Here is a 25,427-nt window from a genome sequence, read left to right as displayed (position 1 = left end):
GCCAGGGGGGACCGATGACCGGCGGCTGGGGGGAGAGCTCCGCGATGGCGCGGCTGCGGGCGGGGGCGGCGCGGCTGGGCCCGAGCGAGAGCAGGGTCGCGCAGGTCATCCTCGCGCGCCCCGACGAGGTCGTCGACTGGTCGACGTCGGAGCTGGCCGCCGCGGCATCCACATCGGCCGCGACCGTCGTGCGGGCCTGCCAGAACCTCGGCTTCCGGGGCTTCCAGCACCTTCGCCTCGAGCTCGCGCGCTCGGTGCCCGCGCTTCCGGATGATCGCGAGGGCGACCCGGTCGGCGCGGTCTTCGACGACGCGATCGACGCCCTCCGACTCGGCCGGGAGAGCATCGACCCCGCGGCCGTCGCCCGCGCCGTGGCCGTGCTCGCCGACGCCGACCGGCTCGTCCTCGTGGGCAGCGGCTTCTCGTCCCCGCCGCTCCAGGACGCCGCCCTCCGGTTCAGCACGCTCGGCCGCTCGGTCGAGGCGCCGACGGACGTGCTCGCGCAGCAGTTCGTCGCCCACTCCCTCGGCGCCGACGACGTCTGCCTCGCCGTCAGCTACTCCGGCGCAAACACGCACTCCCTCGCGGCGTGCCGGGCCGCGGCGGCGCGCGGGGCCCGGGTCGTCGTGATCACGAGCTTCGCGCGCTCGCCGCTCGCGAGGCTCGCCGACGTCGTCATCGTCGCGCCGCCCGCCGGGGGAGCGCACGGCGTCGACCCGTTCCTCAGCCGGCTCAACCACTCCGTCGTCCTGCAGGCGGTGCACTCGCTGCTCGCCCAGGCCATGGGGTCGTCCGTCACGGACATGAGGCACGTCGTCGCGGATGCGCTCGCCGAGGAGGCCTGACGCGTCGAACAAGCGGCGTCAGTCACGCGGTCGACCTGGCGTCGGTGCGAGGCTCGCGCTGCCGTCAGTGCGAGGCGTCAGTGCGAGGCGTGCGCCGGCTCGTTCCGCTTGAGGACGCGGCCGGCTCCGAGCACGACGCCGACGATGATCAGGCCGAGCACGAGGCCGAACACGGCGGACACGGCGGTGTCCGCGAGCCACACGATGACCGGCCCGGCCGCCTCGACCGCATGCGTCACGACGTGCAGCAGGTCGTACGGGCCGTGCCAGAACGTCTCGGCGAGGTTGGCGATCACGAGGTGTCCGCCGACCCAGAGCATGGCGACCGTTCCGACGATGCTGATCACCCGGAACACGGCGGGCATCGACTTCACGATGCCCGAGCCGATGGCGCGCGCCCTCGGCGACTCGCGGCTCATGTAGTGCAACCCGATGTCGTCGATCTTGACCAGCAGCGCGACCGCGCCGTACACGAGCGCCGTCATGCCGAGCCCGATGACGGCCAGGGCGGCGAGCGTCATCCAGATGCCGAGGTTCGGGTCGAGGCTGGACAGCGCGATGAGCATGATCTCGGTGGAGAGGATCAGGTCGGTGCGGACGGCGCCCGAGACCAGCTTCTTCTCGTCCCGCACCTCGCTGTCGTCCGCGGCGTGATGGTGGAAGCCGAACCACTCGAGCACCTTCTCGGCGCCCTCGAAGCAGAGGAAGCCGCCGCCCAGGATCAGCAGGTACGGCAGCACCCAGGGCGCGAACGCCGTGAGGAGGAGCGCGAGGGGGATGATGATGAAGAACTTGTTGATCAGGCTCCCGCGGGCGATCCGGAACACGACCGGGAGCTCACGGGCCGGGGTCAGTCCCTGCACGTACTGCGGGGTCACGGCCGCGTCGTCGATGACCACCCCTGCGGTCTTCGCGCTCGCCTTGAGCGCGGCGGTGAGTATGTCATCTACAACGGCGAGCAGGCCGACCGACATGGGTTCTCCTCAGAGGGGTGATTCGACCGTCGGAGACGGTGGCGGGTGCCGCCAAGGGTAACGTGTTCGCCCGCCGCTGCCCGGGATCCCGCCTGCGGAGCGGACACCCGCACCGGCCTCGCGCTCATCGTCGTCCACGATTCGATGCTCAGGAGAGGCTTGTCCTGCGTCCGATGGGCGTCGGCTGCCGGGCAGGTACTGGTCAGTAATTCACAACTGACCTACCGCGACGAAGACGCCGCCGATGAGAAAGAGGAACACGGCGGACAGCATGCCGGTCAGGGCGACCCTGTTCGGCTGAGCCCGGAGGTTCTCGCCCTCGATGCCGTATCTGTTCTTCCTCACCCCAGCAGCAGTGAAGGCCCACGAGGTGGCAGCTGCGGCAGCGGCACCGAGGCCGAAGAAGACGAAGCCGATTGCTTCCCACATGATTTCCACACTATGGGGACGCGAACGTTGGTGGCCACGTCCTGAGGCCGAGTTCTTCGGTCGAGTGCGTTCGGGGGCATCGGCCTTCGAGGCTCGTGCGCTCTCGGGGACGAGCCGCATCCTCCGCCCAACCAGGGCAGAGCTGTCCCTGACCGGCCCGGACCGCGTTACTGAGATTGACCGCTCCGAACGTTCCCGCCTCGGCTCCTTCGCCGTAACCGTTCGTTCACCCCGCCCGCACACGCTGCTTCGTAACGAGGTTCCGGATCGAACGGAACGGCTGGAACGAGACGCGGCGGAGGCAGGACGACAATGACGGACATCGAGATCGACGGCGTGCTCAACGCGCGATCCTTCGGCGACGTCTCCGTGTGGCTGGTCCGCTCCGGCTCGCTGGACGGGCTGACGCCGGCCGGGCGTGAGCGCCTCGCCGAGCTCGGGGTGACCCTCGTGCTCGACCTGCGGGACCCGACCGAGCGGCGCAGCCCCGCGGCCGCCTCCGCGGGCCCGGACCGGCCGGGCGCCTCGGGCGGTTCGCCCACCTCGGGCGGCTTCGAGGTCCTGCACGTGCCGCTGTACGCGACCGCGAGCGGCCCTCCCGTCACCGGCGACATCGAGGACGTGTACTCGACGCTCGTGCGCGAGCGCGGATCCGCCATCGCGACAGCCGTGGGGGCCATCGCCGACGCGGAGGGTGCCGTGCTGGTCCACTGCGCCGTCGGCAAGGACCGCACCGGCCTCGTCGTCGCGCTCGCGCTGTTGCTCGGCGGCATGCCCCGCGAGGAGATCCTCGCCGACTACGCGCTCTCCGGCGCGGTCATCGACGCCGCACGGCGCCCCTACGTCGAGGCGCTCCTCCGCGACTCCGGCGTCACCGGTGCCGCCCTGGAGTCCGCCCTGCGCCTCCACCTGGAGAGCCCGGCTGAGGCGATGCGGCACGCCCTGAACCTGATCGACGAGCTCGGCGGGCCGCACGCCTACCTCCTGCGTCACGGGATGTCGCCGGAGCAGTTCGCGCGCATCCGGGACCGCGCCGCCGTCGCGTCCGGCGCCGACGCCGAGGAGGACGCCGCGTGACCCGGACCGATGGGCGCACCACCATCGTGCATGTCAGCGACGTGCACGCGACGAGCGGCGAACTGCTCTACGGGGCGATCGACGGCATCGAGCGGCTCGAACTCGTGGGCTCCTACCTCGTCGAGGCCGGCATCACGCCGGAGGCCGTCGTCGTCACGGGGGACCTCATCCAGCGCGGCCACTCCTCCGCCTACCCGGCGCTCGGCCGCGCCCTGGATCGGCTCGCCGACCGCGTCGGCGCCCCGGTGCTCACGACGCTCGGCAACCACGACGAGCCGGAAGCCGCGCGTGTGCTGCCCGGGCACGCGCTCGGGCATCACCGCGCCGTCGACCTCGGACCCGTGCGCGTGATCCTGCTCGACTCAAGCGGCCGCTTCCTCGCGGCGGACCAGTTGCGCTGGCTGCGGAACGCGCTCGCCGCCCCGCACCCCGGCGGAACCGTCGTCGCGCTGCACCACGCGCCGCTCGGCTCCCCGCTGCCCGCCCTCGCGAAGCAGGGGCTGCAGAACGCCGATGCCCTTCTCGACGCGCTCGAGGGCACGGACGTGCGCCTGGTGCTCTCCGGCCACTTCCACCACCCGCTCGCGGCGACGGTGCGCGACGTGTTCGTCTCCGTCGGGCCGTCGCTCGCCTACCACCAGGTGATGAACGCCGGACCCGAGTTCGTGAGCGGACACGACTCCGCGATGTTCTCGCTCGTCCACCTCACGCCTCACGCCGTGAGCGTGACGTCGGTGAGCATGCGCACGCCCGAGCCCCTGTTCTCCTCCCGCGCCGCGGCGTCGGCGCGCGACATCCCGGCCGCACGGCCCGCCTGACCTCTCCTTCCCCCGTTCCTCGTTCCACCGAAACAACACAAAAGGACACCATGCCCCGCCTCGCCAGAACGACCGCCCTCTCGGCGTTCGCCCTCTCCACCGTCCTCCTCGCCGGCTGCAGCGGCGCCGCGAACTCCGCGCCCGAGTCCAGCACGGCCACGAGCACCGAGGCCGACGCGGCGGCGGAGCCCGCGACCATCACGCTCTACACCTCCGAGCCGCAGGAGAAGGCCGACGCCCTCGTCGCGGCCTTCACCGAGGAGCACCCCGAGATCACCGTCGAGGTGTTCCGGGCCGGCACGGGCGACCTGACCGCGCGCATCGAGTCCGAGCGCACCGCCGGCGCCGTGCAGGCGGACGTGCTGCTCGCCGCCGACGCCGGGACCTTTGAGGACTACGCCGCCGAGGAGCTCCTCCTGGCGTACACGCCGAAGGACGCCGACGCGCTGAACCCGGACGTCGTCGATCCCGAGGGCTTCTACACAGGCACCCGCATCATCCCGACCGTCATCGCCTACAACACGGCGGCGATCGAGAAGGCGCCGACCTCGTGGGCGGACCTCACGGACGCCGAGTACGCGGGCAAGATCGTCATGCCGAACCCCGACGTGTCCGGCGCCGCCGCGTACAACTCGGCCGTGTGGCTGGCCGAGCCCGCCCTCGGCGAGAGCTGGCTGACCGACCTCGCGGCGAACGAGCCGGTTATCGCGGACAGCAACGGTCCCGTGTCGCAGGCCGTCGCATCCGGCACCCAGCCGGTCGGCATCGTCGTGGACTACCTCGTTCGCGAGCTCGCCGCGCAGGGCTCGCCCATCGCGGTGTCCTACCCGAGCGAGGGCGTGCCCTACGTGTCCCAGCCTGCCGGCATTTTTGCCGACACCGAGGAGCCCGAGGCGTCGCAGGCGTTCGTCGACTTCCTGGTCGGCAAGGCGGGCCAGGAGCTCGCCGTCGAGCAGTCGTACCTGCCCGTGCGCTCCGACGTCGGCACCCCCGAGGGAGCCCCGGCCATGGACGAGATCACCGTGCTCTCGCCGGACCTCGAGAAGATTCGCAGCACGCAGGACGACGCCGTCGCGACGTTCAACTCCCTGTTCCAGTAGTGAGCACGATGCAGCGCGTTCTCACGGGTGCGGCCGTTCGCGGCCGTGCCCGTGAGGGTGCACGCCCCGTCCGCGCGCCGCGCGTCCGCATCGACGGCGTCTCGCTGACCCGCGCGCTGCTGTGGGCCGCGTGCCTCGCGCTCGTGCTCGTGCCGCTCGGCACGATCCTGGTCCTGGCCGCCGGCGGCAATCACCTCGCCACGATCCTGCAGGGGGACGTGGTCGAGGCCGCGATCAACAGCCTCGTCTCGGCGACCCTGTCCGCGGCCGGCGCGGTCATCGTCGGCGGGGGTCTCGCCGTGCTCCTCGACCGCACCGATCTGCCCGGCCGACGCGTCCTGCGGCTGTTCGCGCTCAGCCCTCTGCTCGTACCGCCGTTCGTCGGAGCGATCGCCTGGATCGGCATCGCCGGACCCACCAGCCCGGTCAATCTGTGGTGGCGCGACCTGTTCGGCGCCCCGCTCGGCACCATCTACGGCGGCCACGGCGTGGTCTTCCTGCTGGTCGTGCACAGCTACCCCATCGCGATGCTCGTGGTCTCGGCCGCCCTGCGCCGGGTGCCCGCCGACCTGGAGCACGCGGCGCGCATCGGCGGCGCGTCGGCCGTGCGGGCCCTCGGCACCGTGACCGTCCCGCTCCTGCGCCCCGCGCTCGTCTCGTCGTTCACCCTCATCGCGGTCTCGAACCTGGCCGACTTCGGCATCCCGTCGATCGTCGGCCTCCCCGAGCGGTACGTCACCCTCTCGACCCTCGTCTACCGCTACATCCAGTCGGGCACGGTGGACCGGCCGCTCGAGGTCGTCGCGACGATCGGCGCGGTGCTGCTCGTGATCGCGTTGGGCGCCCTCGTGCTCGACCTCCTCGCCTCCCGCAGGCGGTGGGAGCTGGACTCGTCGGCGTCGACGCCGCAACGCCTGCCTCTCGGGCGCAGCCGCCTTCTCGTGGCCGTGCTCGCCTGGGCGTTCGTGCTCACGCTGACCCTGCTCCCGCTCCTCGCCCTGCTGAGCCAGTCGCTGCTGCCCGCCCCGGGCGTGCCGCTCGCGATCGAGAACCTCACGCTCGACAACGTCGTGCGTGCCGTCACCGCCAAGGGCACCGCGACCGGGGCGACGACATCCGTGCTGCTCGCCGTGCTCGCGGGGCTCGTCTGCGGCGTCCTCGGCCTCGGGATCGGGACGCTCGTCACCCGGACCCGCGCACGCGACAACGGCCTGCTGCGCGCCGTCGCGATCCTGCCGCAGGCCGTGCCCGGGCTCGTCATCGCGGTCGCGTGGCTCGTGCTCGCCCCCCGCATCGGGCTGTTCAACACTCCGTGGCTCATCCTGTGCGCCTACATCACGTCCTTCGTGGCGCTCGTGGTGCAGGCCGTCGCCGCCCCGCTCGCCGCGACGCCGCTCACCGTGGAGGAGGCGGCCCGCGCGTCCGGCGCCAGCCGGTTCCGCGCCCTCCTCGACGTGTCGTTCCGGATGGCCGTTCCGGCGGCCCTGTCCGGCACGGTGCTCGTCGCCCTCACCGCGGTCCGCGAGCTCACGCTCTCGGTGCTGCTGCTGTCGCCCGGGGCGCAGACGCTCGGCGTGACGATCTTCAACCTGCAGCAGGCCGGCGCGTACAACGCCGCCTCCGCGCTCTCGCTCCTCATCACCCTGATCGGGCTGGCCGGCCTCGGCCTGGCCGCGCGATCCTCCCGCTGAAAGGCCGCCCGTGGCATCCGTCTCCCTCGACTCCGTCAGCCTGCGCTACCCCTCGGGCGCGATGGGCCTCGCCGACATCGACCTCCGGGTCGGCGACGGCGAGTTCGTCGCGCTGCTCGGTCCCTCCGGATCGGGGAAGACGACGCTCCTCCGCACGGTCGCGGGCTTCCTCGCGCCGACGGCGGGGGTCGTGCGGATCGGCCCCGACGTGGTGGCTGATGGCAAGACGGTCGTGCCGCCCGAGTCCCGCGGCCTCGGCATGGTCTTCCAGCAGCACGCCGTGTGGCCGCACTGGAACGTGGGCCGGAACGTCGAGTACCCCCTCCGTCGCGCCGGGATGCCGCGCGCACAGCGAGCTGCGCGGGTGGCCGAGGTGCTCGACCTCGTGGGCCTCGACGGCTACGCCAGGCGCGATCCTGCCACCCTCTCCGGCGGGCAGCGGCAGCGCGTTGCCCTCGCCCGGGCCATCGTCGGCGAGCCGCGCGTCCTGCTGCTCGACGAGGCGCTGTCGGCGCTCGACGAGCCCCTGCGCGATCGGCTCCGCATCGAGCTGCAGGCGCTGACCCGCCGCATGGGCCTCACGGTGCTGCACGTCACACACGACCGTGACGAGGCCCTCGCACTCGCCGACCGGGTCGTGGTGCTCGACGGCGGGCGCATCCAGCAGGTCGCGACCCCGGCCGAGCTCGTCGAGCGTCCCGCGACCGCCCTCGTCGCCCGCTTCGTGTCCGACGCGACCCGGGTGATCGGCTCGCGCGACGCGTCCGGCTTTGCGGCCGACGGTCATCCCCTCCGCCTCCCCGCGTCGGGGCTACAGGGCGCGCGGGAGCACGGCGCCTGTGAGATCGCGATCCTGCCCGGCGACGTGGAGATCGAGCCGACGCGGGCGGAGTCCGGGTCCGCCGCCACCGCGACCGTCGTGTCCTCGCTGTTCGGTCGGGACGGCAACGACGTGTTGCTCGACTGGGCCGGGATGACCGTGCGCTGCCACAGCCGCACCCAGCGTCCCGCGGTCGGCGCACGCGTCGACGTGGCCGTACGCCGTGCCGTCGCCTACGCCGCCGCCCGGTGACCGCGCTCGCCCTTGTGCGGCACGGGCGCACGTCGTGGAACCTGGAGCGCCGCCTGCAGGGGCGCACCGACCGACCGCTCGATGACATCGGCCGCCGGCAGGCCCGGGCCGCGGCGCTGACCCTCGCGTCCCGCCCGTGGACGTCCGTCGTGTGCTCGCCCCTGGTGCGCGCCCAGGAGACCGCGGCCCTGATCGCCGCGGAGCTCGGCACGCCCGCCCCGGTTGCCGACGCCTGCCTGCTCGAGCGCGACTACGGCGTCGCGGAGGGGGTCACGGTCGCCGAGGCGTTCGAGCGCTGGCCGGACGGCCGCTACCCCGGGGCGGAGTCGGCCGCCTGCCTGGCCGAGCGGAGCGGGCTCGCCCTGCGCCGGCTCGCCGCGCTCCCGGAGCCGACCATCGTCGTCGGGCACGGGGCGTTCCTGCGGGCGGGTATTGAGGCCATCACGGGGTCACCCTTCCCACGCATCCTGAACGGCGACATCGTCCTGGTGGAGTGCGACGAGCGCGGCACCTGCGCGTTCCGCCTCATCCCCCGCTGAGCGCGGGGCGGGCGGGTGCGGGTGCGGGTGCGGTGCGGGAGCGCCCCGGGATGCCGAGGGCAGCTCCCGCCCGCCCGTTTTGCCCACCTACCCCCTGCCCAGGCAGAGGCATCCTGCGCAGGTAAAGGCTGGGCACAGCGCCCGTGCCTGGGCAGACCCATCCTGGCTCGCCCGCTCTCCTGTCCCTGCCCAGGCAGAGGAATCCTGCCCAGGTAAAAGCTGGGCAGAGACCCCCTGCCTGGGCAGGGGTGCGCGGAGCAGCGGGGAAACGGTGCTCCTGCCCGGGCAGAGGCACGGGACCGGAGGGAGGCTCGGGCAACGCCGACGAGGAGCGGGACTACTACAGAGCGAGTGACGGGAATCGAACCCGCGCTATCAGCTTGGGAAGCTGAAGTTCTGCCATTGAACTACACTCGCACGCGCCACGGGGCGTGTGTGGCACGACAACTAGGCTATACCAGTGCTGCTGAGTGACAGGGACATCAAGGCCGAGTTCGACGCCGGGCGCATCGCGCTGGATCCCTACGACCCGGGGATGCTCCAGCCGTCGAGCATCGACGTGCGGCTCGACCGCTTCTTCCGGCTGTTCGACAACCACAAGTACCCCTACATCGACCCGGCCGAGAACCAGCCCGAGCTCACGCGGCTCGTGGAGTCGGCGCCGGATGAGCCGCTCATCCTTCACCCGGGGGAGTTCGTGCTCGGCTCGACGTTCGAGCTCGTGACCCTGCCCGACGACGTCGCCGCGCGCCTCGAGGGCAAGAGCTCGCTCGGCCGTCTCGGCCTGCTGACGCACTCGACCGCGGGCTTCATCGACCCCGGCTTCTCCGGGCACGTCACCCTGGAGCTGTCCAACGTGGCGACGCTGCCCATCAAGCTGTGGCCGGGCATGAAGATCGGTCAGCTCTGCTTTTTCCGGCTGAGCTCGCCCGCCGAGCGGCCCTACGGGTCCGGCGAGTACGCCTCCCGCTACCAGGGTCAGCGCGGCCCGACGGCCTCGCGCTCGTACCTCAACTTCCGGCACACCGACGTGTCCGTTACGGATGCGGGCCGCCCCGCCGAGTAGCTCCACCCGCCGCCCTCGCGGCGCCCGCCCCCCCGCGCTCCTGCCCAGGCACGCGTCGCAACTGCCCGCCTGTCTCCCGCCCCTGCCCAGGCACGGGCATCCTGCCCAGGGTAAAGCTGGGCAGGATGCCGCTGCCTAGGCAGGGTGCGGGGGTACGGTGGCGCAGGATGCCGCTGCCTGGGCAGGATGCGGGGGCGGGGTAAGGCGGGGACGCCGCTGCACAGGCAGGGGCGAACACCGCCTAGCGCTGGCCGACCGGGGAGATCGCGAGCTCGTCGATCCGCACGTGCTTCGGGCTCTCGAGCACGAACATCACCGAGCGGGCGACGTCGTCCTCGGTGAGCATCGACAGGCGCTGATCGGCGTCCGGCACCTCGGGCCGCAGGGAGAGGAAATCGGTGTCCACGTCGCCGGGGCAGAGGTGGCACGCCTTCACGCCGTTCGCGCCCTCCTGGTCGTTGAGGGACGCGACGAGCGCGCCGAGCGCCGTTTTGCTCGACATGTAGGCGACGCCCGAGCCGGGGGAGAAGCGCCAGGCCGACCGGGAGGACACCACCACGACGTTCCCGGATCCCGCTTCCCGCATACCGGGCAGCACGAGGTCGACGGTGCGGGCGACGCTCGTCAGATTGGTGTCGACGATCGTGGCGAACTCGTCGATCGACTGGTCGTTCCAGTTCCGCTGCGGCGTGTTGAGCCCCGCCGCGAGCACGAGACCGGTCACCGGCCCCCACTCCCCGACGATCCGCTCGTGCGCCGCGCGCAGCGACGCGGTATCCCGCACGTCGGCCGGCACGTCAAGCGCGGTGCCCCCCGCCGAGCGGATGCGGTCCACCGTGTCTTGCACGGCGGATGCACGCCGACCTGACACGGCGACCTTCCAGCCCGCCTCGGCAGCCGCGATCGCGGACGCGCGCCCCATCCCGCTGCCGCCACCGGTCACCCAGAGCACTCGGAAATCGCTCATTCTCCTGATCCCTCCCGCGCGTCCGGACCTCGGCACCCGTTACTCGGCATGATGGCATGCAAGAGGAAAGGACGTCCGATGGACTGGGGACTCGAGGGGCGCGTCGTCGTCATCACCGGCGCGGGGCGCGGCATCGGCAGGGTCGTCGCCGAGCGCTTCAGCGGGGCGGGTGCCACCGTGGCGGCGCTGGACATCGCCGTGGACGCCGTGGAGCAGGTCGCGGCCGAGCTGACCGCCGCGGGTGGGACGGCCGCGGGCTTCGCCGCCGATGTGACCGACGGACAGTCCGTGCGGGACGCGCTCGCCGCGGTCGGCGAGCGCTTCGGTGGCATCGATGTCGTCATCAACAACGCGGGTATCAACGTCGAGGGCGCGGTCGAGGACATCGACGAGGCGGCGTGGCAGCGCTGCTTCGACGTCAACGTCACCGGCGTGTTCCGGGTGTGCCAGGCCGCCATCCCGTACCTCAAGAAGAGCGACCACGGGCGGATCATCAACGCCGCGTCGTTCGCGGCGATCATCCCGAGCGTCGGCAGCGCCGCCTACGCGGCATCCAAGGCGGCCGTCGTGCAGTTCACCAAGGTGCTCGCGGGGGAGCTCGGACCCTGGGACGTGACGGTCAACGCGTACGCGCCCGGCATGATCCCCACCGCGATGAACGGTTTCGCCGACATGCCCGAGGCCGCGCAGAACCGTCTACTCGACACCCTGACCCTGCGCCGCTGGGGCGACGCGGCGGAGGTCGCGGACCTGCTCCTCTTCCTCGCCAGCGACGCGTCCCGCTACATCACGGGCACGGTCGTCGACGTGAGCGGCGGCAAGCTCGTGACGCAGATCCCCTCGCGGGCCTACGAGCGCGCGCGGCTCGACCGCTGAGTTCCGGGGGCGGCCTCCGTCCCTTCGACAAGCTCAGGGACCGTGTGGTGGCGGCGGGCGGACGTCGTTACGGTCGCTGAGCCTGTCGAAGCGACGTTCCCTGTCTCGCGTTCCTTCGACGAGTTCAGGGACCGTGTGGTGGCGGTGGGCGGACGTCGTCACGGTCGCTGAGCCTGTCGAAGCGACGTTCCCTGTCTTTCATCCCTTCGGCGAGCTCAGGGACCGTATGGTGGCGGCGCGCGCACCTCATCACGGTCGCTGAGCCTGTCGAAGCGACGTTCCCTGTCTCGCGTCCCTTCGGCGAGCTCAGGGACCGTAGCGGGTCAGCGACCCACGGGTCAGGCCCCGGCGGCGGCCGCCGACGGCACCAGGAGGGGGAGCTGCAGCGTCAACCACGGGCTGAAGGCCCACGGCGTCGCCTCGATCGAGGTGAGCAGCGACCCCGGGTCGACCCACCGCGCGTCCATCACCTCGTGCGGGCGGGCGTCGAGCGGGTCCGGCGTCGTCGCGACGTAGACCGGGCAGATCTCGTGCTCGACGATTCCGGAGGCGTCCACCGCCCGGTAGCGGAAGTCCGGCAGGGCCAGCGTGAGCGAGTCGAGCTGGATGCCGAGCTCCTGCTCCGCCCGGCGGTGGACGGCGTCGTCGATGCTCTCGCCCGGGCCCGGATGGCCGCAGAAGGAGTTGGTCCAGACGCCGGGCCAGGTCAGCTTCGAGATGGCGCGGCGGGTGACGAGCACCCGGCCGGACGGGTCGAAGATGTGGCACGAGAACGCCAGGTGCAGCGGGGTGTCGGTGTCGTGCACGGTCGCCTTGTCGGCCGTGCCGATGGGCGTGCCGTCGTCGGCCAGCAGCACCACGAGTTCTTGAGGCACCCAATCCCACCTTTCTCGGATAATCAGCGTGCTGCCCAATGTTAGATTCGCCAGGTGGACGCTCCTAACCTGAACGCCATCTCGACGGAGAGACTGGACCAGGTCGACGCCGTGCTCGAACGCTTTTTCAGCCTAGCCAGGGCCCGCGCCGCCCAGCACGGGGTCGAATACGAGAAGCTCTGGGGAACGCTGCAGGCCAACGCATCCGGCGGCAAGCGATTCCGCCCCCGCATGGTGCTCGCCGCGTATCGCGCGCTCGGGGGACGGGACCCCGAGGCAGCCGTGTATGTCGGCGCCGCCTTCGAGCTGCTGCACACCGCGCTCATCGTGCACGACGACGTGATCGACCGCGACTTCACGAGACGCGGCAACCCCAACATCTCCGGCAGCTACCGGGACATCGCGACGACCGCGGGCATCCCGCTGCCGCTCGCCGAGCACCGCGGGATGTCTGCTGCGGTCATCGCCGGCGACCTCGCCCTCACCAGCTCCTATCGGCTCATCGACCGAAGCGGGGTCGAGGACAGCATCCGGTCGCGCCTGCTGGAGATCCTGGACGACGCGGTGTTCGCCTCGGCCGCGGGCGAGCTCATGGACGTCGAGCTGTCGCTCAAGGCCGACGTGCCCGAGGTCGACGAGATCCTCGCCATGGAGCGCCTGAAGACCGCGGTCTACTCCTTCGAGGGGCCGCTGCAGGCCGGGGCCGTGCTCGCGGGGGCGGACGAGGACGTGGTCACGATGCTCGGTCAGTTCGGCCACGACATCGGCGTCGCCTACCAGGTGGTTGACGATCTGCTCGGCGTCTTCGGCAACGAGGAGGAGACCGGCAAGACCACGCTCGGCGACCTCCGGGAGGGCAAGCGCACCGTCCTCATCGCCTATGCGGCGGGCACGTCAGAGTGGCGCGAGATCTCCGGGCTCGTCGGCAAGATGGACCTCAGCAGGGGAGAGGCGGCGCTCGTGCGCTCCGTGCTCGAGTCCTGCGGGGCGAAGGACTTCGCCACCTCGCTGGCCCGCGACCGCGCCCAGGCGGCACTGGATCGGCTGGCCGACCCGGCCGTCCCGGAAGGGCTGCGCCACGAGCTCGAGCCCGTGGTCGACGCCGTGCTGCGGCGGGTGCGCTAATGGCCGAGCAGACCGACCTCTCTCTCTACGACCGCGTCGCGCACGAGACCGCCTCCGTCGTCATCCGCCGGTACTCGACCTCCTTCGGCCTCGCGTCGCGCCTGCTCCGGGCCGACATCCGCGTGCACGTGGAGAACATCTACGCCCTCGTGCGGATCGCCGACGAGATCGTGGACGGCGTGGCCGCCGGTGCGCAGGTGCCCCACGACGAGATCTCGCGGCTGCTCGACGACCTGGAGCGGGAGACCCATTCGGCGGTCGAGCGCGGCTACAGCACCAACCTCGTCGTGCACGCGTTCGCGCTGACCGCCCGTTCGGCCGGCTTCGGCCGCGAGCTGGTCGCCCCCTTCTTCGCCTCCATGCGCCGCGACCTCTCGCCGGAACCGCACACCGCCGAGAGCTTCGACGCCTACGTCTACGGCTCGGCCGAGGTGGTCGGGCTGATGTGCCTGCGCGCGTTCCTGCTCGACGAGCGCGGCGCCGAGCGCGCCGGGTCCCTCGCCCCCGGCTCCTACGCCGCGTCGGGTGCGGCCGTGGCGCACCCGGAGCCGGACCCCGCGCTCATCGACGGCGCGCGCCACCTCGGCGCCGCCTTCCAGAAGGTCAACTTCCTCCGCGATCTCGCGGCGGACTACCGGGCGCTCGGGCGCTCCTATTTCCCAGGGGTGGACGTGGCGTCCTTCGACGAGCACGACAAGAACCGTCTGCTCGACGACATCGACGACGACCTGCGGGTCTCCGCGGCGACCCTGCCGCGCCTGCCCGCGTCGAGTCGCCGCGCCGTCGCGCTCGCCCAGTCCCTCTTCACGGAGCTCGCGGTCCGGCTCCGGGAGACCCCGGCGCAGCAGATCGCGACCTCGCGGGTGCGCGTGCCGAATCCGGTGAAGCTCCGGCTCGCGGCTGAAGCCGCGGTGGGGCGCACGCCGCGGTCGGCAGGCGTCGGGGCTCCCGCCGTTCCGTCGCGCGGGCGCAACTCCCGGGACCGCGGCGCCGACAACCGCAGCACCAACGTCCGCGGCGCCAACGATCACCGGTCGACCGAGAGCCGGTCGTCGGACATCCGACCGAGCGAGGGGCAGAGCGCGTGAGCTGGTCATGGGGACCCGGGCGCCGCGCGCTCGGCGGCAGGCGCACGACCGCGCCCGGTGCGGAGCCGAAGCGCATCGTCGTGATCGGCGGCGGCATCGCCGGGCTGGCATCCGCCGCCCTGCTCGCCCGGGACGGGCACGACGTGACCCTGCTCGAGGGCCGGGATGCGGTGGGCGGCCGGGCCGGCACCTGGGAGCGCGACGGGTTCCGCTTCGACACCGGTCCCAGCTGGTACCTGATGCCCGAGGTGTTCGACCACTTCTACAGGCTGCTCGGCACGAGCGCGGACGAGCAGCTCGACCTCACCCGCCTCGCGCCCGGCTACCGCGTCTATTTCGAGGACGAGGCCGAGCCCCTCGACGTCGCGGACAACCGCGAGGACAACCTCGCCCTGTTCGAGTCTGTGGAGCCCGGCGCCGGTGCCCGGATGGCGCGCTACCTCGACTCCGCGCGCGACACGTACGAGATGGCCAAGAAGCGCTTCCTCTACACATCGTTCGAGTCCTACACCCCGCTGATCGTGCGGGACGTGCTGCGCCGCACCCCGCGGCTCGCCCGGCTGCTGCTCGAGCCGCTCGACCGCTTCGCCGGCCGGTACGTGAAGGACCACCGCCTCCGCCAGATCCTCGGCTATCCCGCCGTGTTCCTCGGCTCGTCGCCGTTCCTCACGCCGAGCATGTATCACCTGATGAGCCACCTCGACCTCGAGGACGGCGTGCTCTACCCACAGGGCGGGTTCAGCCGCGTCATCGAGTCGATCGCCGACCTCGCGCGGGCCGAGGGCGTCGTCATCCGCACCGGCACCCCCGTGACCGGCATCGACACCGAGCCGGCGAAGGACGGGCGGGCGGTCGTCCGCGGCGTCGAGTACCGGGACGCGGACGGCGGCACGGGCCTGATCGAGGCGGACATCGTGGTGTCCGCCGCCGACCTGCACCACACCGAGACGACGCTGCTGCCGTACGCGCTGCAGACCTACCCCGAGGAGTACTGGCGTGGCCGCCTCGCCGGACCGAGCGCCCTCCTGGTGATGCTCGGCGTCGAGGGCGAACTACCCGAGCTCGAGCACCACACCCTCTTCTTCACCCGGGACTGGAACGGCGACTTCGCCCAGATCCTCGCGAAGAACGGCGCGCCGACGTCGGTGCCGGACCCGGCATCGCTCTACGTCTGCCGTCCGAGCGCGACGGATGCCTCCGTGGCGCCGGCGGGATCGGAGAACCTCTTCGTGCTCGTGCCGATCCCGGCCGACCCGGGCATCGGCGCGGGCGGAATCGAGGGAGCCGGCGACGAGCAGGTCGAGCGCCTCGCCGACCGCGCCATCGAGCAGATCGCGACGTGGGCCGGGATCCCCGACCTCGCGTCCCGCGTGACGGTGCGTCGCACCGTAGGTCCGGCCGACTTCGCGGGCGACCTGAACTCGTGGAGCGGCACGGCGCTTGGCCCGGCGCACATCCTCACCCAGAGCGCGTTCTTCCGGGCGGCCAACGCCAGCAAGAAGGTGGACGGCCTGTTCTACGCCGGCGGATCGACCATCCCGGGCATCGGACTACCGATGTGCCTGATCAGCGCCGAGATCCTGGTGAAGCGGCTGCGGGGCGACGTCTCGACGGGCCCGCTGCCCGAGCCCCTCGCGCCCGCGCCGCGGTCCGGCGTGACCGAGGGCGGCGACGAACCTCAGGCGAAGGCGGCCTGATGGGCCTGATCTACCTCACGGCACTGCTCGTGAGCCTGATCGGCATGGCGCTCATCGACCACCGGTGGAAGCTGTTCTTCTGGCGCGACCCCCGGAACGCGGCGATCGTACTCGTGGTGGGCGTGCTCTTCTTCCTCGCCTGGGACGTCGCGGGCATCAGTCAGGGCGTGTTCTTCCGCGGTGAGACCGAGATCATGACGGGCATCCTGATCGCTCCCGAGCTACCCCTGGAGGAGGTCTTCTTCCTCACCCTGCTCTGCTACCTCACGATGAACATGGTCAACGGGTGCGGCCGCATCGCCGATCAGCACGTGGCGCGCGCGAGGGAGAGGGCGAACTCGTGAGCTACCTCGAGGTGAACCTCTTCTTCCTCGTGCCGGTCGCGGCCATCGGGGTCCTGTGGCGCTACCTACTGAAGCAGGAGGCGAACGCCGTGCCCTACGGCACCAGCCGGTTCGACTTCCCGGAGTACTTCTCCTGGCGCCGCGCGCCCATCGCCGCGCTGCTGCTCGCCACGGCGATCTTCGACAACATCATGATCGAGGTGGGCCTTGTGGGGTACGCGGAGGAGAAGCTGCTCGGCTTCAAGGTCGGCGTCGCGCCGATTGAGGACTTCGCCTACTCGGTGGCCGCGCTCGTGCTGCTGCCCGCGCTCTGGTACCTGCTGCGCCGGCGATCCCGGTCCGGGCTGGAGTCCTATGGGTGACGCGGGCGCGCGCGGGCGCTCGGGGGCGGGATCGGGCGCTGCCGGTTCCGGCTCTGGATCCGGCTCGGTCGGTTCCGGCTCGGGATCCGGGTCCGGCGGTTCCGGCTCGGGCACGCGTCCCCCGGTCCGGGCCGGCGCGTGGCGCACCATCCTGCTGTCGTCCCGCCCGCTGTCCTGGGTGAACACGGCGTTCCCGTTCGCGGCCGCCTACCTGATGACCACGCGGGAGATCGACGCGACGTGGGTCATCGGCACCCTCTACTTCCTTATCCCGTACAACCTGGCTATGTACGGCATTAATGACGTCTTCGACTACGAGTCCGACCTGCGCAACCCGCGCAAGGGTGGCGTCGAGGGGGCGGTGCTCGACCGGTCGCTGCACCGGCCGACCCTGCTGGCGGTCGCGATCACGAACGTGCCGTTCCTCGTCTACCTCGTGGTCGTCGGCTCCCCGCTGTCCTGGCTCGTGCTCGCGATCAGCGTCTTCGCCGTGCTCGCCTACAGCGTCGCGGGCCTGCGCTTCAAGGAGCGCCCGTTCGTCGACTCCGTGACGTCGAGCACCCACTTCGTCAGCCCGGCGGTCTACGGGCTGGTGCTCGCGGGCGCCGCGGTCACGCCGCCGCTCGTCGCCCTGCTTGCCGCGTTCTTCCTCTGGGGCATGGCCAGCCACGCGTTCGGCGCCGTGCAGGACATCAACGCGGATCGCGAGGGCGGCATCGCGTCTGTGGCGACCGCGCTGGGAGCGGCCGCCACCGTGCGGTTCGCGTTCGGGGCGTATGCCCTGAGCGGCATCCTCATGCTGTTCACCGACTGGCCCGGCCCCCTCGGAGCCGTGCTCGCGGTGCCGTACCTGCTCGCGATCACCCCGTTCCTGTCGCTGACCGATGCGCACGCCGAGCGGGCGAACGCGGGCTGGAAGCGGTTCCTCGGGCTCAACTTCCTCACCGGGTTCCTGGTGACGCTGCTGCTGATGTGGTGGCGGGCACTCGCCGCCTGAGCATTCCCTCCTCGGTATGCGCTTGGCCCGGCACCGCGGCCGCGGTCGGCGTAGACCTGTGGAATGAAGGCACTCACCTGGCAAGGAAAGCGGAAGGTATCGGTCGAGGAGGTCCCGGATCCAGTGATCCAGGACCCGACGGATGCCGTGATCCGCATCACATCCACCGCGATCTGCGGCTCGGACCTGCACCTCTACGAGGTGTTCGGTCCGTACCTCGCGAAGGGCGACGTGCTCGGGCACGAGAACATGGGCATCGTGGAGCAGGTGGGTGCGGGCGTGACCTCGCTGAAGCCGGGCGACCGCGTCGTCATCCCCTTCGTGATCGCCTGCGGCACCTGCTACATGTGCACCCGGGGGCTCACCACCCAGTGCGAGACCACGCAGAACCGTGACCAGGAGTCGGGAGCCGCGCTGTACGGCTTCACCGAGATCTACGGATCCGTGCCCGGCGGTCAGGCGGAGAAGCTGCGGGTCCCGTTCGCCGACTTCAACGCGACCAAGGTCGGCCACGAGCTGCCCGACGACCGCTACCTCTTCCTCAGCGACATCCTGCCGACGGCGTGGCAGGGCGTTCAGTACGCGGAGGTGCCGGAGGGCGGCACCCTGGGCGTGATGGGGCTCGGCCCCGTCGGCCAGTTCGCCAGCCGCATCGGCGTGCACCTGGGGTACCGCGTCATCGCGGTCGACCCGGTGCCCGAGCGCCGCGCGATGGCCGAGCGCCACGGCGTCGAGGCGATCGACCTGACGGACGACGTCGTCGAGGTGCTGAAGTCCATGACCGACGGCCGCGGTCCCGACTCGATCGTGGATGCGGTCGGCATGGAGGCCCACGGCGCGCCGGGTGCGGCCTTCGCCGAGAATGCGGCCGGCCTGCTGCCCGACAAGCTCGCGAAGAAGGTGTTCGACAAGGCCGGCATCGACCGCCTCACCGCGCTGCACGCGTCCCTCGACGCCGTGCGCCGCGGCGGGACCGTGTCGCTGAGCGGCGTCTACGCCGGCGAGGCCGACCCGATGCCGATGAAGTCGATGTTCGACAAGCAGATCACCCTGCGCATGGGCCAGTGCAACGTGCAGCGCTGGCGCGACGACCTGCTGCCGCTCGTCGAGGACCCGTCCGACCCGCTGGGCGTCGAGGACCTCGTGACGCACCGCGTGCCGCTGGACCGCGCGCCGGAGATGTACGACATCTTCCAGAAGAAGGAGGACGGCTGCATCAAGGTCGTCCTGGTCCCGTAGGGAACGCGATACACGGGAGGGGGGCGGCACCGCGCGGTGCCGCCCCCCTCTTCTACGCGCGGCACCACGGTCCATGACTGCCGGAATGCATCGGCCCGCTTGCTGCAAGGAGCAACACGCCCAGCGACACCCGAACGAGGGACGTACAGAGCGGCGTAGATACCGGTACGATTGACCGAATGCATTTCCTCGTGGGCATGGAAGGTGGGATCGATGGCTTCTGCCGCGTTAGGTAGTCCGTACGTTCTCTCCGATGAGGGGGTTGAGCAACTGATCGCACTGGAGCGATCGGGGGTTCCGCTAACCGCTTCTCCTGGGTTCGTCTCAAGGAGACCTCGAGATCCTGACGCTCTCAGCGCTCGTCTTCACGCACTTCAAGACTGTGTGACTCGCACCCTTCGGGAAGCGTGAGCGCTTCGCTCGATGAACGGATAATCTACGACGTATTCGCTCTCGCTGAACTAGACGACCCTCGATATTCCGTTCTTCGAGAAGCGGTCATCGCCCGGCTCGAAGCATTCGAATGCGCGAGATCGGAGCATCTGCAGCATTTCGCCCGTGAAAATGTCCACAAATACGAGAATCACGGCCATAGCCGTACGTATGTGCTCATCACTCCGTCCGATGATGAAGGCATCGATGTTCCTGCTTTCTTCACTGTCGGGATGACTGTTCTTGACCTTTCCCAGGCGAGTAACAGCAAGCGGAAAAAGCTATCCGGCGGAATAAGTCTTGATGCAACGGGTGCGTACAGTATTGCTGAGCTTGCCCGGAGTGACCGTTACAGCAGGAGTCAGCTTCCGGGTTCGGTGATACTCGATGAGGCGAAGCAGGTGATCGCGAGCGCTCGTTTGCACGTTGGTGGGCGATTCGTCGTGGTCGACTGCCGGCGTGAGGTATTCCAGCAGCTGTATGAGCCTGCGGGGTTCAGAGAGATTCACGTCGCGCAGCCTCCTGCGGGTATGGAGTCGGCGAGCTTCTTGACCGCATGTTGTCTCGCTCGCGATCTAATGGCCTAAGCGGTACGTCGAACGCCCACAGATGGGATGGCGCAGTCCGTACCTCCATTGCTATGCTCACGGCCGATCGCCGGCGTGAGAGCAATCTCATTCAGAGGAGTGACTCGCTCAAGGCCTCAGCTCGCGCGGGAGCGGCGCACGGCCGACGAGATGACCCACGCCGCCGACGCCAGGAGCACGAGGCGGGTTCCGCGGCCCTTGCGCCAGCCACCCGTTGTGGTCGCGACGGGAGCGCCGGGCTCCGCGGTGGTGCCTCGCGTGTCCGGCTCGTCCCCTCCTCGCAGGGCCACCAGTTCCATGGCGGGGGCGGCGACCTTCTCGTACAGGCCGGGCGTCGTCGCGTGGAAGGGCACCATCAGGCCCTGGATCCGGCCGACGACGACCTCGCGCCGAGGCTTGCGCGACAGCCGCACGATGGTGGAGGCGACCCGGCTCGGCGCCACGATCGGCGGCAGCGGGTGGATGCGCTCGCCCGTGTAGTTGGCGGTGTGCTGGTAGATGGGGGTGTCGATGGTGGAGGGCAGGACTGTCGAGACCGAGATGCCCTTCTCCTTGCGCAGCTCCTGGCGCAGCACCTCGGCGAAGCCGAGCAGGCCCCACTTCGAGGTCACGTACGCCGACACGAGCGGCGTGGAGATCCTCGAGTAGACGGAGCCGACGAACACTATCGCTCCGGACCGCTGGGCCCGGAAGATGGGCAGCACCGCGCGGGCGCCGGAAATCTGGCCGATCAGGTCGGTCTCGATGAGGTCGCGGAACACATCCGAGGGCGTCTCCTCGAAGGTGCCGTAGCTGAACACCGACGCGTTGCCGACCCAGACGTCGATGCGGCCGAAGCGCTCGACGGCGGCACGCACGAGGGCCTGCACCTGCTCTTCGTCGCGCACGTCGGTCGGTACGGCGAGCACCTCGGCGCCGAGTCCGCGGACCTCGTCCGCCACGGCCTCCAGGCCCTCCTCGCCGCGACCGGCGAGCACGAGCCTGCCGCCACGCTTGGCGAACTTCCGGGCGGTCGCCTGTCCGATTCCGCTCGACGCACCGACGATGACGACGACGGGATGCTTGCTGCGGTTCTTCTTGCCCATAGGACCTCCTCGGTCCCGTCTCACCGTAACGACCTCCCGACCCGGCTGCCCCGCTGATCGGCGGGACACGGCGCACCCCCACCACTCACACCGCTCCTGCCCAGGCAGAGGGATCCTGCCCTGGCAGAAGGACTTGCCCTGGCAGGCCGATGGAACCTGCCCAGGCAGAGGCATCCTGCCCCCGAAGCCGCAAAAACCCTGCCCAGGCAGAAGGATCCCGCCCAGCTAGAAGCTGCGCAGGAACCTCCTGCCTGGGCAGGGGCGGACCTCGGGGCCGCCGGAGCTCGGGCCGGAGCTCGAGCCTGGGCAGCGGGCGTCACACCCTGCGGCGGGACGTCCCCCACAGGCGCAGGCGTAGCGTCGAACCCATGATGGACTCGACGACGAACCAGCCCACCACCTTCCTTGGCCGCACCGGCGTGGAGGTGAGCCGACTCTGCCTCGGCACCATGATGTTCGGGGACTGGGGCAACAAGGACCACGACGACTCGATCCGCGTCATCCACCGCGCCATTGACGCGGGCATCAACTTCATCGACACTGCCGACATCTACTCGTTCGGCGAGTCCGAGGCGATCGTCGGCAAGGCGATCGCGCAGTCCGGGAAGCGCGACGACATCGTGCTCGCGACCAAGTTCTTCAACGGCATGAAGCAGGAGCCGAACTACCGCGGCGGTTCGCGCCGCTGGATCATCCGCTCCGTCGAGGACTCCCTCCGCCGCCTCGGCACGGACTACATCGACCTGTACCAGATGCACCGTCCGGACGAGCACACGGACATCGAGGAGAGCCTCGGCGCGCTCGACGACCTCGTGCGCCAGGGCAAGGTTCGGTACATCGGATCATCGACCTTCCAGCCCTCGCAAGTCGTCGAGGCGCAGTGGGCGGCCCGTGAGCGCCGCACCGAGCGATTCGTGACGGAGCAGCCGCCCTACTCGATGCTCGTGCGCGGCATCGAGGCCGACCTGCTGCCGACCACGCATCGCCACGACATGGGGACGCTCGTGTGGAGCCCGCTGGCCGGCGGCTGGCTGAGCGGCAAGTTCCGCGCCGGTCAGCACCTGCCGACGACGCACCGCAGCGACCGCGATCCGGGCCGCTACGACCTCACGAAGCCCGGCATCAAGGCGAAGTTCGACGCGGCGGACAGGCTCGGTGCCCTCGCCGACGACCTCGGCGTGCCACTCGTGCACCTGGCAATCGCGTTCGTGCTGCGTCACCCCGGCGTGACCAGCGCGATCATCGGCCCCCGCACCATGGAGCAGCTGGAGTCGCAGCTTGCGGCGGCCTCGCTCGAGCTCGACGACGCGACCCTCGACGCCATCGACGAGATCGTTCCGCCCGGCACCAACGTGAACCCGGACGACGCGGGCTTCGCGAACTACTGGCTCAGCCCGGGACGCCGCCGCCGATAGGGATCGCGGGCCCCGCCGCCGGTAGGGGCCGGGGGTGCAGGGGCGCGGTCGGTTCGCTCGACTGGCGCTCGGACCCTCCCCGCCTGGTTCCAAATTCAGGCCCCATTGCGACACGCTGCGTTTCGACGGTCCTCAAACGCGGCGTGTTGCAGCTGAGCCTGAATTGCGAACGGTGGCGGAGGTACAGATCCTGAATCGGGAACGGCGGCAGGTCAGTGCGCGGCAGGCCGGCAGCGGCTGCCGCGGGTGCGGGCGGCTCAGCGGGCGCAGGGGCCGGACGGGTCCCAGAGGCCGCGGTCGGCGCGCTGAGCCTCCTCCATCGCGGCTTGCACATCGGGACGGAAGCGGTCGTTCGGCCCGACCGTGATCGCCTCCGCCAGGCCGGCGCGGGCCAGCTCCACGCTCGCGTTGCGTCCGTCGTCCGTCATCACCGTGGCGAGCGTGCGGTCGTACCGGTCGACGCGCTCCTCGTCGTAGGCGAGCGTCACCTCGGACCCCTCGGGCAGCAGGTCCTTCAGGAACTCCGACGCCTCCGGCCCCAGGCACTCGACGGGCCGGTCCTCGGCGACCGACTCGGGCGTGTCGACGTTGAGCAGCCGCACCCTCGTGCGCTCGCCGTCGAGGTCGACGATCACGGTATCCCCGTCTACGACGCGCTCCACGACCGCCGTCGGTCCCGCTGCGGAGGACGGCGACGGGGATGCGCCGGCCTCCGATCCGAGCATTGGCACGCAAGCCGCGAGGAGCGGCACGAGCGCGACCAGCAGCACCGCGGATCGGCGTCGCCGCGCGACGGTCGGAGGGGGAAGGCGCACCCGAGTGAGAGTAGCCGGATGCGGTCAGTCCGGCCGGCCTGCAGGAACCGGATGGGCGTCGGGAGCTGCGCGGCATGCGTCCCTTCGACAAGCTCAGGGACCGTGTGGGCGCAACTCAGCAGATGCCGCGTCGGTCCTCGCGCAACTCAGCAGATGTCAGCCGACACGCCGGGTGTGAGGCCGGACACGCCGAGGGCTCGTCAGGATCTGCTGAATTGCGTTGCTGCGCGGGTTCAACGCACCCACACACCCCGCACCCCGCACCCGCCCCGCACCCGCACGTGCGCCCGGGTCAGTGGCCGCGCTCGTGGATGAGGGCGAGGATCTCCGTGTAGTACGAGTGGAACGCGGGCGTGCCGATGAGGTCCGCGTGGCGCGGGCGGTCGAGCTCGATGGGGATCTCCGCGCGGATGCGGCCGGGCCGCGGCGTCATCACGATCACGCGGTCGGACGTGAAGACGGCCTCCTCGATGTCGTGGGTGATGAGCATCACGGTCATCCGGTGCTTCTCCCACACCTGGGTGAGCAGCTCCTGCATCGTGCGCCGGGTCAGGGCGTCCAGCGCGCCGAACGGCTCGTCCATGAGGAGGACCTCGGGGCCGTACGAGAGGGACCGGGCGAGCGCGACGCGTTGCTGCATGCCGCCGGAGAGCTGCGACGGGAACTTGTCCTCGAAGCCGTCGAGCCCCACCTGGGCCAGCACCTCGCGGGCCCGGTCGATGCGCTGCTTCTTCGTGAGGCCCTCCTCGCCGCGGAGGGCGAACTCCACGTTGCCGAGCGCGCTCAGCCAGGGGAGCAGTGTGGCGGACTGGAACACGACCCCGCGGTCGCGCCCCGGGCCCGTGAGCACGTGGCCGCCGAGAGATGCGGATCCTGCCGTCGGCGGCTCGAGACCGGCGATCACGGACAGGAGGGTGCTCTTGCCGCAGCCGGAGGCACCGACGACGGACACGAACTCGTTCTGGCCGAGCGTGAGGCTGATGTCGCTGAGCGCGGTCACCTCGCCGAACTGCTTGGTGACGTTGGCCACCTCGACCTTGCGTGCGGTGAGGAGCGTCATGAGCGACCCTTCTGGTAGCGGAAGAGGCTGCGGCCGCCGGCGCGCATGAGCTGGTCGAAGACCAGGCCGAGCACGCCGAGCACGAGCACGTAGCCGATGATGACGTCGGTGGCGAGGAAGCGCTGGGCCTGGGTGATCCGGTAGCCCATGCCGCTGGTCGCGGCCACGAGCTCGGCGACCACGAGCCAGGTCCACGCCCAGCCGAGGCTGATGCGCAGGGCGTCCCACACCCGCGGCAGCGAGGACGGGAAGACGATCCGGATGAGGATCTGCAGCCTGCTGAGCCCGAGGGTGGCGCCGAGGTTGCGGAACGACGACGGCACCTGGCGGACGGCGTCCGAGACCATGAGCACCTGCTGGAAGAACGTGCCGAGCCAGATGATGAGGAACTTCTGCGCGTCGTCCGTGCCCACCCAGAGGATGGTCAGCGGCACGAACGCGACCACCGGCATGTACCGGATGAAGTCCATGATCGGCTCGACGACCGCCTCGACCCGGGCGAAGGATCCCGCGAGCAGGCCGATGGGCAGCGCCATCACGGTCGCGAGGAGATAGCCGCACATCACCCGGTAGGTGCTCACGGTCACGTCCTCGAGGAGCTGACCGTTCGCCGCCTGCTCGGCGAGGGCACTGGCCACCGCGAGCGGGGAGGGGAGGAACAGGGGGTTCACGAGGCCGGACAGCGTGATCGCCGTCCAGATCGCGAGCAGTCCGAGGAAGCCGAGCACGGCCGTCGTCAGGTACTGCGCCCGGGTGAGGGGCTGGGCGACCACCGATCGGCGGCGCGGGGGCGCACCCGCGGTGACGGGAGTGTCAGCCGTGGGCGCGCCCTGCACAGGTGCCGTGCTCATC

General features: G+C 70.8%; 26 protein-coding genes and 1 tRNA gene. 18 read left to right on the top strand and 9 right to left on the bottom strand.

Annotated features, from left to right (window positions below):
* The first annotated feature begins 14 nt into the window (after positions 1–14).
* Complete coding sequence (locus tag DAI20_RS03310; protein ID WP_108249123.1) at positions 15–845, top strand: MurR/RpiR family transcriptional regulator; 831 nt, start codon at positions 15–17, stop codon at positions 843–845.
* A gap of 77 nt (positions 846–922) precedes the next feature.
* On the opposite strand, the gene DAI20_RS03305 is transcribed toward DAI20_RS03310, so the two are convergent.
* Entirely contained in the window at positions 923–1,819 is an 897-nt protein-coding gene (locus DAI20_RS03305) for a DUF808 domain-containing protein (protein ID WP_108249122.1), read from the bottom strand.
* A 210-nt stretch (positions 1,820–2,029) separates the two neighbouring features.
* Entirely contained in the window at positions 2,030–2,164 is a 135-nt protein-coding gene (locus DAI20_RS19045) for a hypothetical protein (RefSeq protein ID WP_306766453.1), read from the bottom strand.
* Positions 2,165–2,560: 396 nt separating this feature from the next.
* On the opposite strand from DAI20_RS19045, the gene DAI20_RS03295 reads away from it, so the two are divergent.
* The 6 genes from DAI20_RS03295 to DAI20_RS03270 are packed head-to-tail and all read left to right on the top strand — an operon-like array spanning position 2,561 to position 8,545.
* Positions 2,561–3,325 (top strand): tyrosine-protein phosphatase, encoded by a 765-nt coding sequence (locus tag DAI20_RS03295; protein ID WP_108249120.1) that lies wholly within the window; start codon positions 2,561–2,563, stop codon positions 3,323–3,325.
* Entirely contained in the window at positions 3,322–4,143 is an 822-nt protein-coding gene (locus DAI20_RS03290; protein ID WP_108249119.1) for a metallophosphoesterase family protein, read from the top strand. The genes DAI20_RS03295 and DAI20_RS03290 overlap by 4 nt, the downstream gene beginning before the upstream one ends.
* A 50-nt stretch (positions 4,144–4,193) precedes the next feature.
* On the top strand, positions 4,194–5,243 hold the full coding sequence (locus tag DAI20_RS03285) for an ABC transporter substrate-binding protein (protein ID WP_108249118.1): 1,050 nt from the start codon (positions 4,194–4,196) through the stop codon (positions 5,241–5,243).
* An 8-nt stretch (positions 5,244–5,251) separates the two neighbouring features.
* Positions 5,252–6,934 carry an ABC transporter permease gene (locus DAI20_RS03280; protein ID WP_108249709.1) on the top strand — a complete coding sequence of 561 codons (1,683 nt, stop codon included), beginning with the start codon at positions 5,252–5,254 and terminating at the stop codon, positions 6,932–6,934.
* A gap of 10 nt (positions 6,935–6,944) precedes the next feature.
* The gene (locus tag DAI20_RS03275; protein WP_108249117.1) at positions 6,945–8,006 is read left to right on the top strand and encodes an ABC transporter ATP-binding protein; all 1,062 of its coding nucleotides are present in this window, start codon (positions 6,945–6,947) and stop codon (positions 8,004–8,006) included.
* On the top strand, positions 8,003–8,545 hold the full coding sequence (locus DAI20_RS03270; protein WP_159084895.1) for a histidine phosphatase family protein: 543 nt from the start codon (positions 8,003–8,005) through the stop codon (positions 8,543–8,545). Before DAI20_RS03275 ends, DAI20_RS03270 begins: the two co-directional genes overlap by 4 nt.
* A gap of 346 nt (positions 8,546–8,891) precedes the next feature.
* Here DAI20_RS03270 and DAI20_RS03265 read toward each other — a convergent pair.
* A tRNA-Gly gene (locus DAI20_RS03265) sits at positions 8,892–8,962 on the bottom strand.
* Positions 8,963–9,005: 43 nt separating this feature from the next.
* Here DAI20_RS03265 and dcd point away from each other — a divergent pair.
* Positions 9,006–9,611: a dCTP deaminase gene (gene dcd / locus DAI20_RS03260; protein WP_108249115.1), complete on the top strand. Its 606-nt coding sequence runs from the start codon at positions 9,006–9,008 to the stop codon at positions 9,609–9,611.
* Positions 9,612–9,852: 241 nt separating this feature from the next.
* Here dcd and DAI20_RS03255 read toward each other — a convergent pair whose 3' ends face one another.
* The gene (locus tag DAI20_RS03255) at positions 9,853–10,578 is read right to left on the bottom strand and encodes an SDR family oxidoreductase (protein ID WP_108249114.1); all 726 of its coding nucleotides are present in this window, start codon (positions 10,576–10,578) and stop codon (positions 9,853–9,855) included.
* Positions 10,579–10,656: 78 nt separating this feature from the next.
* Here DAI20_RS03255 and DAI20_RS03250 point away from each other — a divergent pair, with 78 nt between their 5' ends.
* Positions 10,657–11,454 (top strand): SDR family NAD(P)-dependent oxidoreductase, encoded by a 798-nt coding sequence (locus tag DAI20_RS03250; RefSeq protein WP_108249113.1) that lies wholly within the window; start codon positions 10,657–10,659, stop codon positions 11,452–11,454.
* Between the two features lie 338 nt (positions 11,455–11,792).
* Here DAI20_RS03250 and idi read toward each other — a convergent pair whose 3' ends face one another.
* Positions 11,793–12,329, bottom strand: a complete 537-nt coding sequence (gene idi / locus DAI20_RS03245; RefSeq protein ID WP_108249112.1) for an isopentenyl-diphosphate Delta-isomerase — start codon at positions 12,327–12,329, stop codon at positions 11,793–11,795.
* A 54-nt stretch (positions 12,330–12,383) separates the two neighbouring features.
* On the opposite strand from idi, the gene DAI20_RS03240 reads away from it, so the two are divergent.
* From DAI20_RS03240 to DAI20_RS18385, 8 genes are all read left to right on the top strand, one after another.
* A complete protein-coding gene (locus DAI20_RS03240; protein ID WP_240605841.1) occupies positions 12,384–13,454 on the top strand; it encodes a polyprenyl synthetase family protein in 1,071 nt (356 codons plus the stop codon).
* Entirely contained in the window at positions 13,454–14,542 is a 1,089-nt protein-coding gene (locus DAI20_RS03235; protein WP_108249111.1) for a phytoene/squalene synthase family protein, read from the top strand. Before DAI20_RS03240 ends, DAI20_RS03235 begins: the two co-directional genes overlap by 1 nt.
* 80 nt (positions 14,543–14,622) lie before the next feature.
* Positions 14,623–16,239 (top strand): phytoene desaturase family protein, encoded by a 1,617-nt coding sequence (gene crtI / locus DAI20_RS03230; protein WP_240605925.1) that lies wholly within the window; start codon positions 14,623–14,625, stop codon positions 16,237–16,239.
* The gene (locus DAI20_RS03225; RefSeq protein WP_108249110.1) at positions 16,239–16,583 is read left to right on the top strand and encodes a lycopene cyclase domain-containing protein; all 345 of its coding nucleotides are present in this window, start codon (positions 16,239–16,241) and stop codon (positions 16,581–16,583) included. The genes crtI and DAI20_RS03225 overlap by 1 nt, the downstream gene beginning before the upstream one ends.
* Positions 16,580–16,945: a lycopene cyclase domain-containing protein gene (locus DAI20_RS03220; protein WP_108249109.1), complete on the top strand. Its 366-nt coding sequence runs from the start codon at positions 16,580–16,582 to the stop codon at positions 16,943–16,945. Before DAI20_RS03225 ends, DAI20_RS03220 begins: the two co-directional genes overlap by 4 nt.
* Positions 16,938–17,942, top strand: coding sequence for a prenyltransferase (locus DAI20_RS03215; RefSeq protein ID WP_108249108.1), 1,005 nt, complete (start codon positions 16,938–16,940; stop codon positions 17,940–17,942). The genes DAI20_RS03220 and DAI20_RS03215 overlap by 8 nt, the downstream gene beginning before the upstream one ends.
* A gap of 63 nt (positions 17,943–18,005) precedes the next feature.
* Complete coding sequence (locus DAI20_RS03210) at positions 18,006–19,181, top strand: zinc-dependent alcohol dehydrogenase (RefSeq protein ID WP_108249107.1); 1,176 nt, start codon at positions 18,006–18,008, stop codon at positions 19,179–19,181.
* Positions 19,182–19,588: 407 nt separating this feature from the next.
* Entirely contained in the window at positions 19,589–20,200 is a 612-nt protein-coding gene (locus DAI20_RS18385; protein WP_159084894.1) for a hypothetical protein, read from the top strand.
* 116 nt (positions 20,201–20,316) lie between these two features.
* On the opposite strand, the gene DAI20_RS03200 is transcribed toward DAI20_RS18385, so the two are convergent.
* Positions 20,317–21,285, bottom strand: a complete 969-nt coding sequence (locus DAI20_RS03200; protein WP_159084893.1) for an SDR family NAD(P)-dependent oxidoreductase — start codon at positions 21,283–21,285, stop codon at positions 20,317–20,319.
* 368 nt (positions 21,286–21,653) lie between these two features.
* On the opposite strand from DAI20_RS03200, the gene DAI20_RS03195 reads away from it, so the two are divergent.
* Entirely contained in the window at positions 21,654–22,700 is a 1,047-nt protein-coding gene (locus DAI20_RS03195; protein WP_108249104.1) for an aldo/keto reductase, read from the top strand.
* Between the two features lie 257 nt (positions 22,701–22,957).
* Here the strand turns inward: DAI20_RS03195 and DAI20_RS03190 are convergent, their stop codons facing one another.
* The 3 genes from DAI20_RS03190 to DAI20_RS03180 form a co-directional block, all read right to left on the bottom strand.
* Entirely contained in the window at positions 22,958–23,515 is a 558-nt protein-coding gene (locus DAI20_RS03190; protein WP_159084892.1) for a thermonuclease family protein, read from the bottom strand.
* Positions 23,516–23,807: 292 nt separating this feature from the next.
* On the bottom strand, positions 23,808–24,575 hold the full coding sequence (locus DAI20_RS03185) for an ABC transporter ATP-binding protein (RefSeq protein ID WP_108249102.1): 768 nt from the start codon (positions 24,573–24,575) through the stop codon (positions 23,808–23,810).
* Positions 24,572–25,426 carry an ABC transporter permease gene (locus tag DAI20_RS03180; RefSeq protein ID WP_108249706.1) on the bottom strand — a complete coding sequence of 285 codons (855 nt, stop codon included), beginning with the start codon at positions 25,424–25,426 and terminating at the stop codon, positions 24,572–24,574. Before DAI20_RS03180 ends, DAI20_RS03185 begins: the two co-directional genes overlap by 4 nt.
* Position 25,427 lies beyond the last annotated feature (1 nt).

The sequence above is a fragment of the Planctomonas deserti genome (assembly GCF_003067705.1).
In the GTDB taxonomy this organism is placed as follows: Bacteria; Actinomycetota; Actinomycetes; order Actinomycetales; family Microbacteriaceae; genus Planctomonas; species Planctomonas deserti.
Note: the sequence above shows the minus strand (reverse complement) of the source record. Positions and strands in the feature narration are given on the sequence as shown.

Excerpts from the sequence above, each read along its gene's own strand:
- DAI20_RS03180 (WP_108249706.1), bottom strand. The coding sequence starts at position 25,426 with ATGAGCACGGCACCTGTGCAGGGCGCGCCCACGGCTGACACTCCCGTC.
- DAI20_RS03200 (WP_159084893.1), bottom strand. The coding sequence starts at position 21,285 with ATGGGCAAGAAGAACCGCAGCAAGCATCCCGTCGTCGTCATCGTCGGT.
- DAI20_RS03250 (WP_108249113.1), top strand. The coding sequence starts at position 10,657 with ATGGACTGGGGACTCGAGGGGCGCGTCGTCGTCATCACCGGCGCGGGG.
- DAI20_RS03285 (WP_108249118.1), top strand. The coding sequence starts at position 4,194 with ATGCCCCGCCTCGCCAGAACGACCGCCCTCTCGGCGTTCGCCCTCTCC.
- DAI20_RS03280 (WP_108249709.1), top strand. The coding sequence starts at position 5,252 with ATGCAGCGCGTTCTCACGGGTGCGGCCGTTCGCGGCCGTGCCCGTGAG.
- DAI20_RS03255 (WP_108249114.1), bottom strand. The coding sequence starts at position 10,578 with ATGAGCGATTTCCGAGTGCTCTGGGTGACCGGTGGCGGCAGCGGGATG.
- DAI20_RS03195 (WP_108249104.1), top strand. The coding sequence starts at position 21,654 with ATGATGGACTCGACGACGAACCAGCCCACCACCTTCCTTGGCCGCACC.
- DAI20_RS03225 (WP_108249110.1), top strand. The coding sequence starts at position 16,239 with ATGGGCCTGATCTACCTCACGGCACTGCTCGTGAGCCTGATCGGCATG.
- DAI20_RS03305 (WP_108249122.1), bottom strand. The coding sequence starts at position 1,819 with ATGTCGGTCGGCCTGCTCGCCGTTGTAGATGACATACTCACCGCCGCG.
- DAI20_RS03215 (WP_108249108.1), top strand. The coding sequence starts at position 16,938 with ATGGGTGACGCGGGCGCGCGCGGGCGCTCGGGGGCGGGATCGGGCGCT.
- DAI20_RS03295 (WP_108249120.1), top strand. The coding sequence starts at position 2,561 with ATGACGGACATCGAGATCGACGGCGTGCTCAACGCGCGATCCTTCGGC.
- DAI20_RS03235 (WP_108249111.1), top strand. The coding sequence starts at position 13,454 with ATGGCCGAGCAGACCGACCTCTCTCTCTACGACCGCGTCGCGCACGAG.
- DAI20_RS03210 (WP_108249107.1), top strand. The coding sequence starts at position 18,006 with ATGAAGGCACTCACCTGGCAAGGAAAGCGGAAGGTATCGGTCGAGGAG.
- DAI20_RS03185 (WP_108249102.1), bottom strand. The coding sequence starts at position 24,575 with ATGACGCTCCTCACCGCACGCAAGGTCGAGGTGGCCAACGTCACCAAG.
- DAI20_RS03310 (WP_108249123.1), top strand. The coding sequence starts at position 15 with ATGACCGGCGGCTGGGGGGAGAGCTCCGCGATGGCGCGGCTGCGGGCG.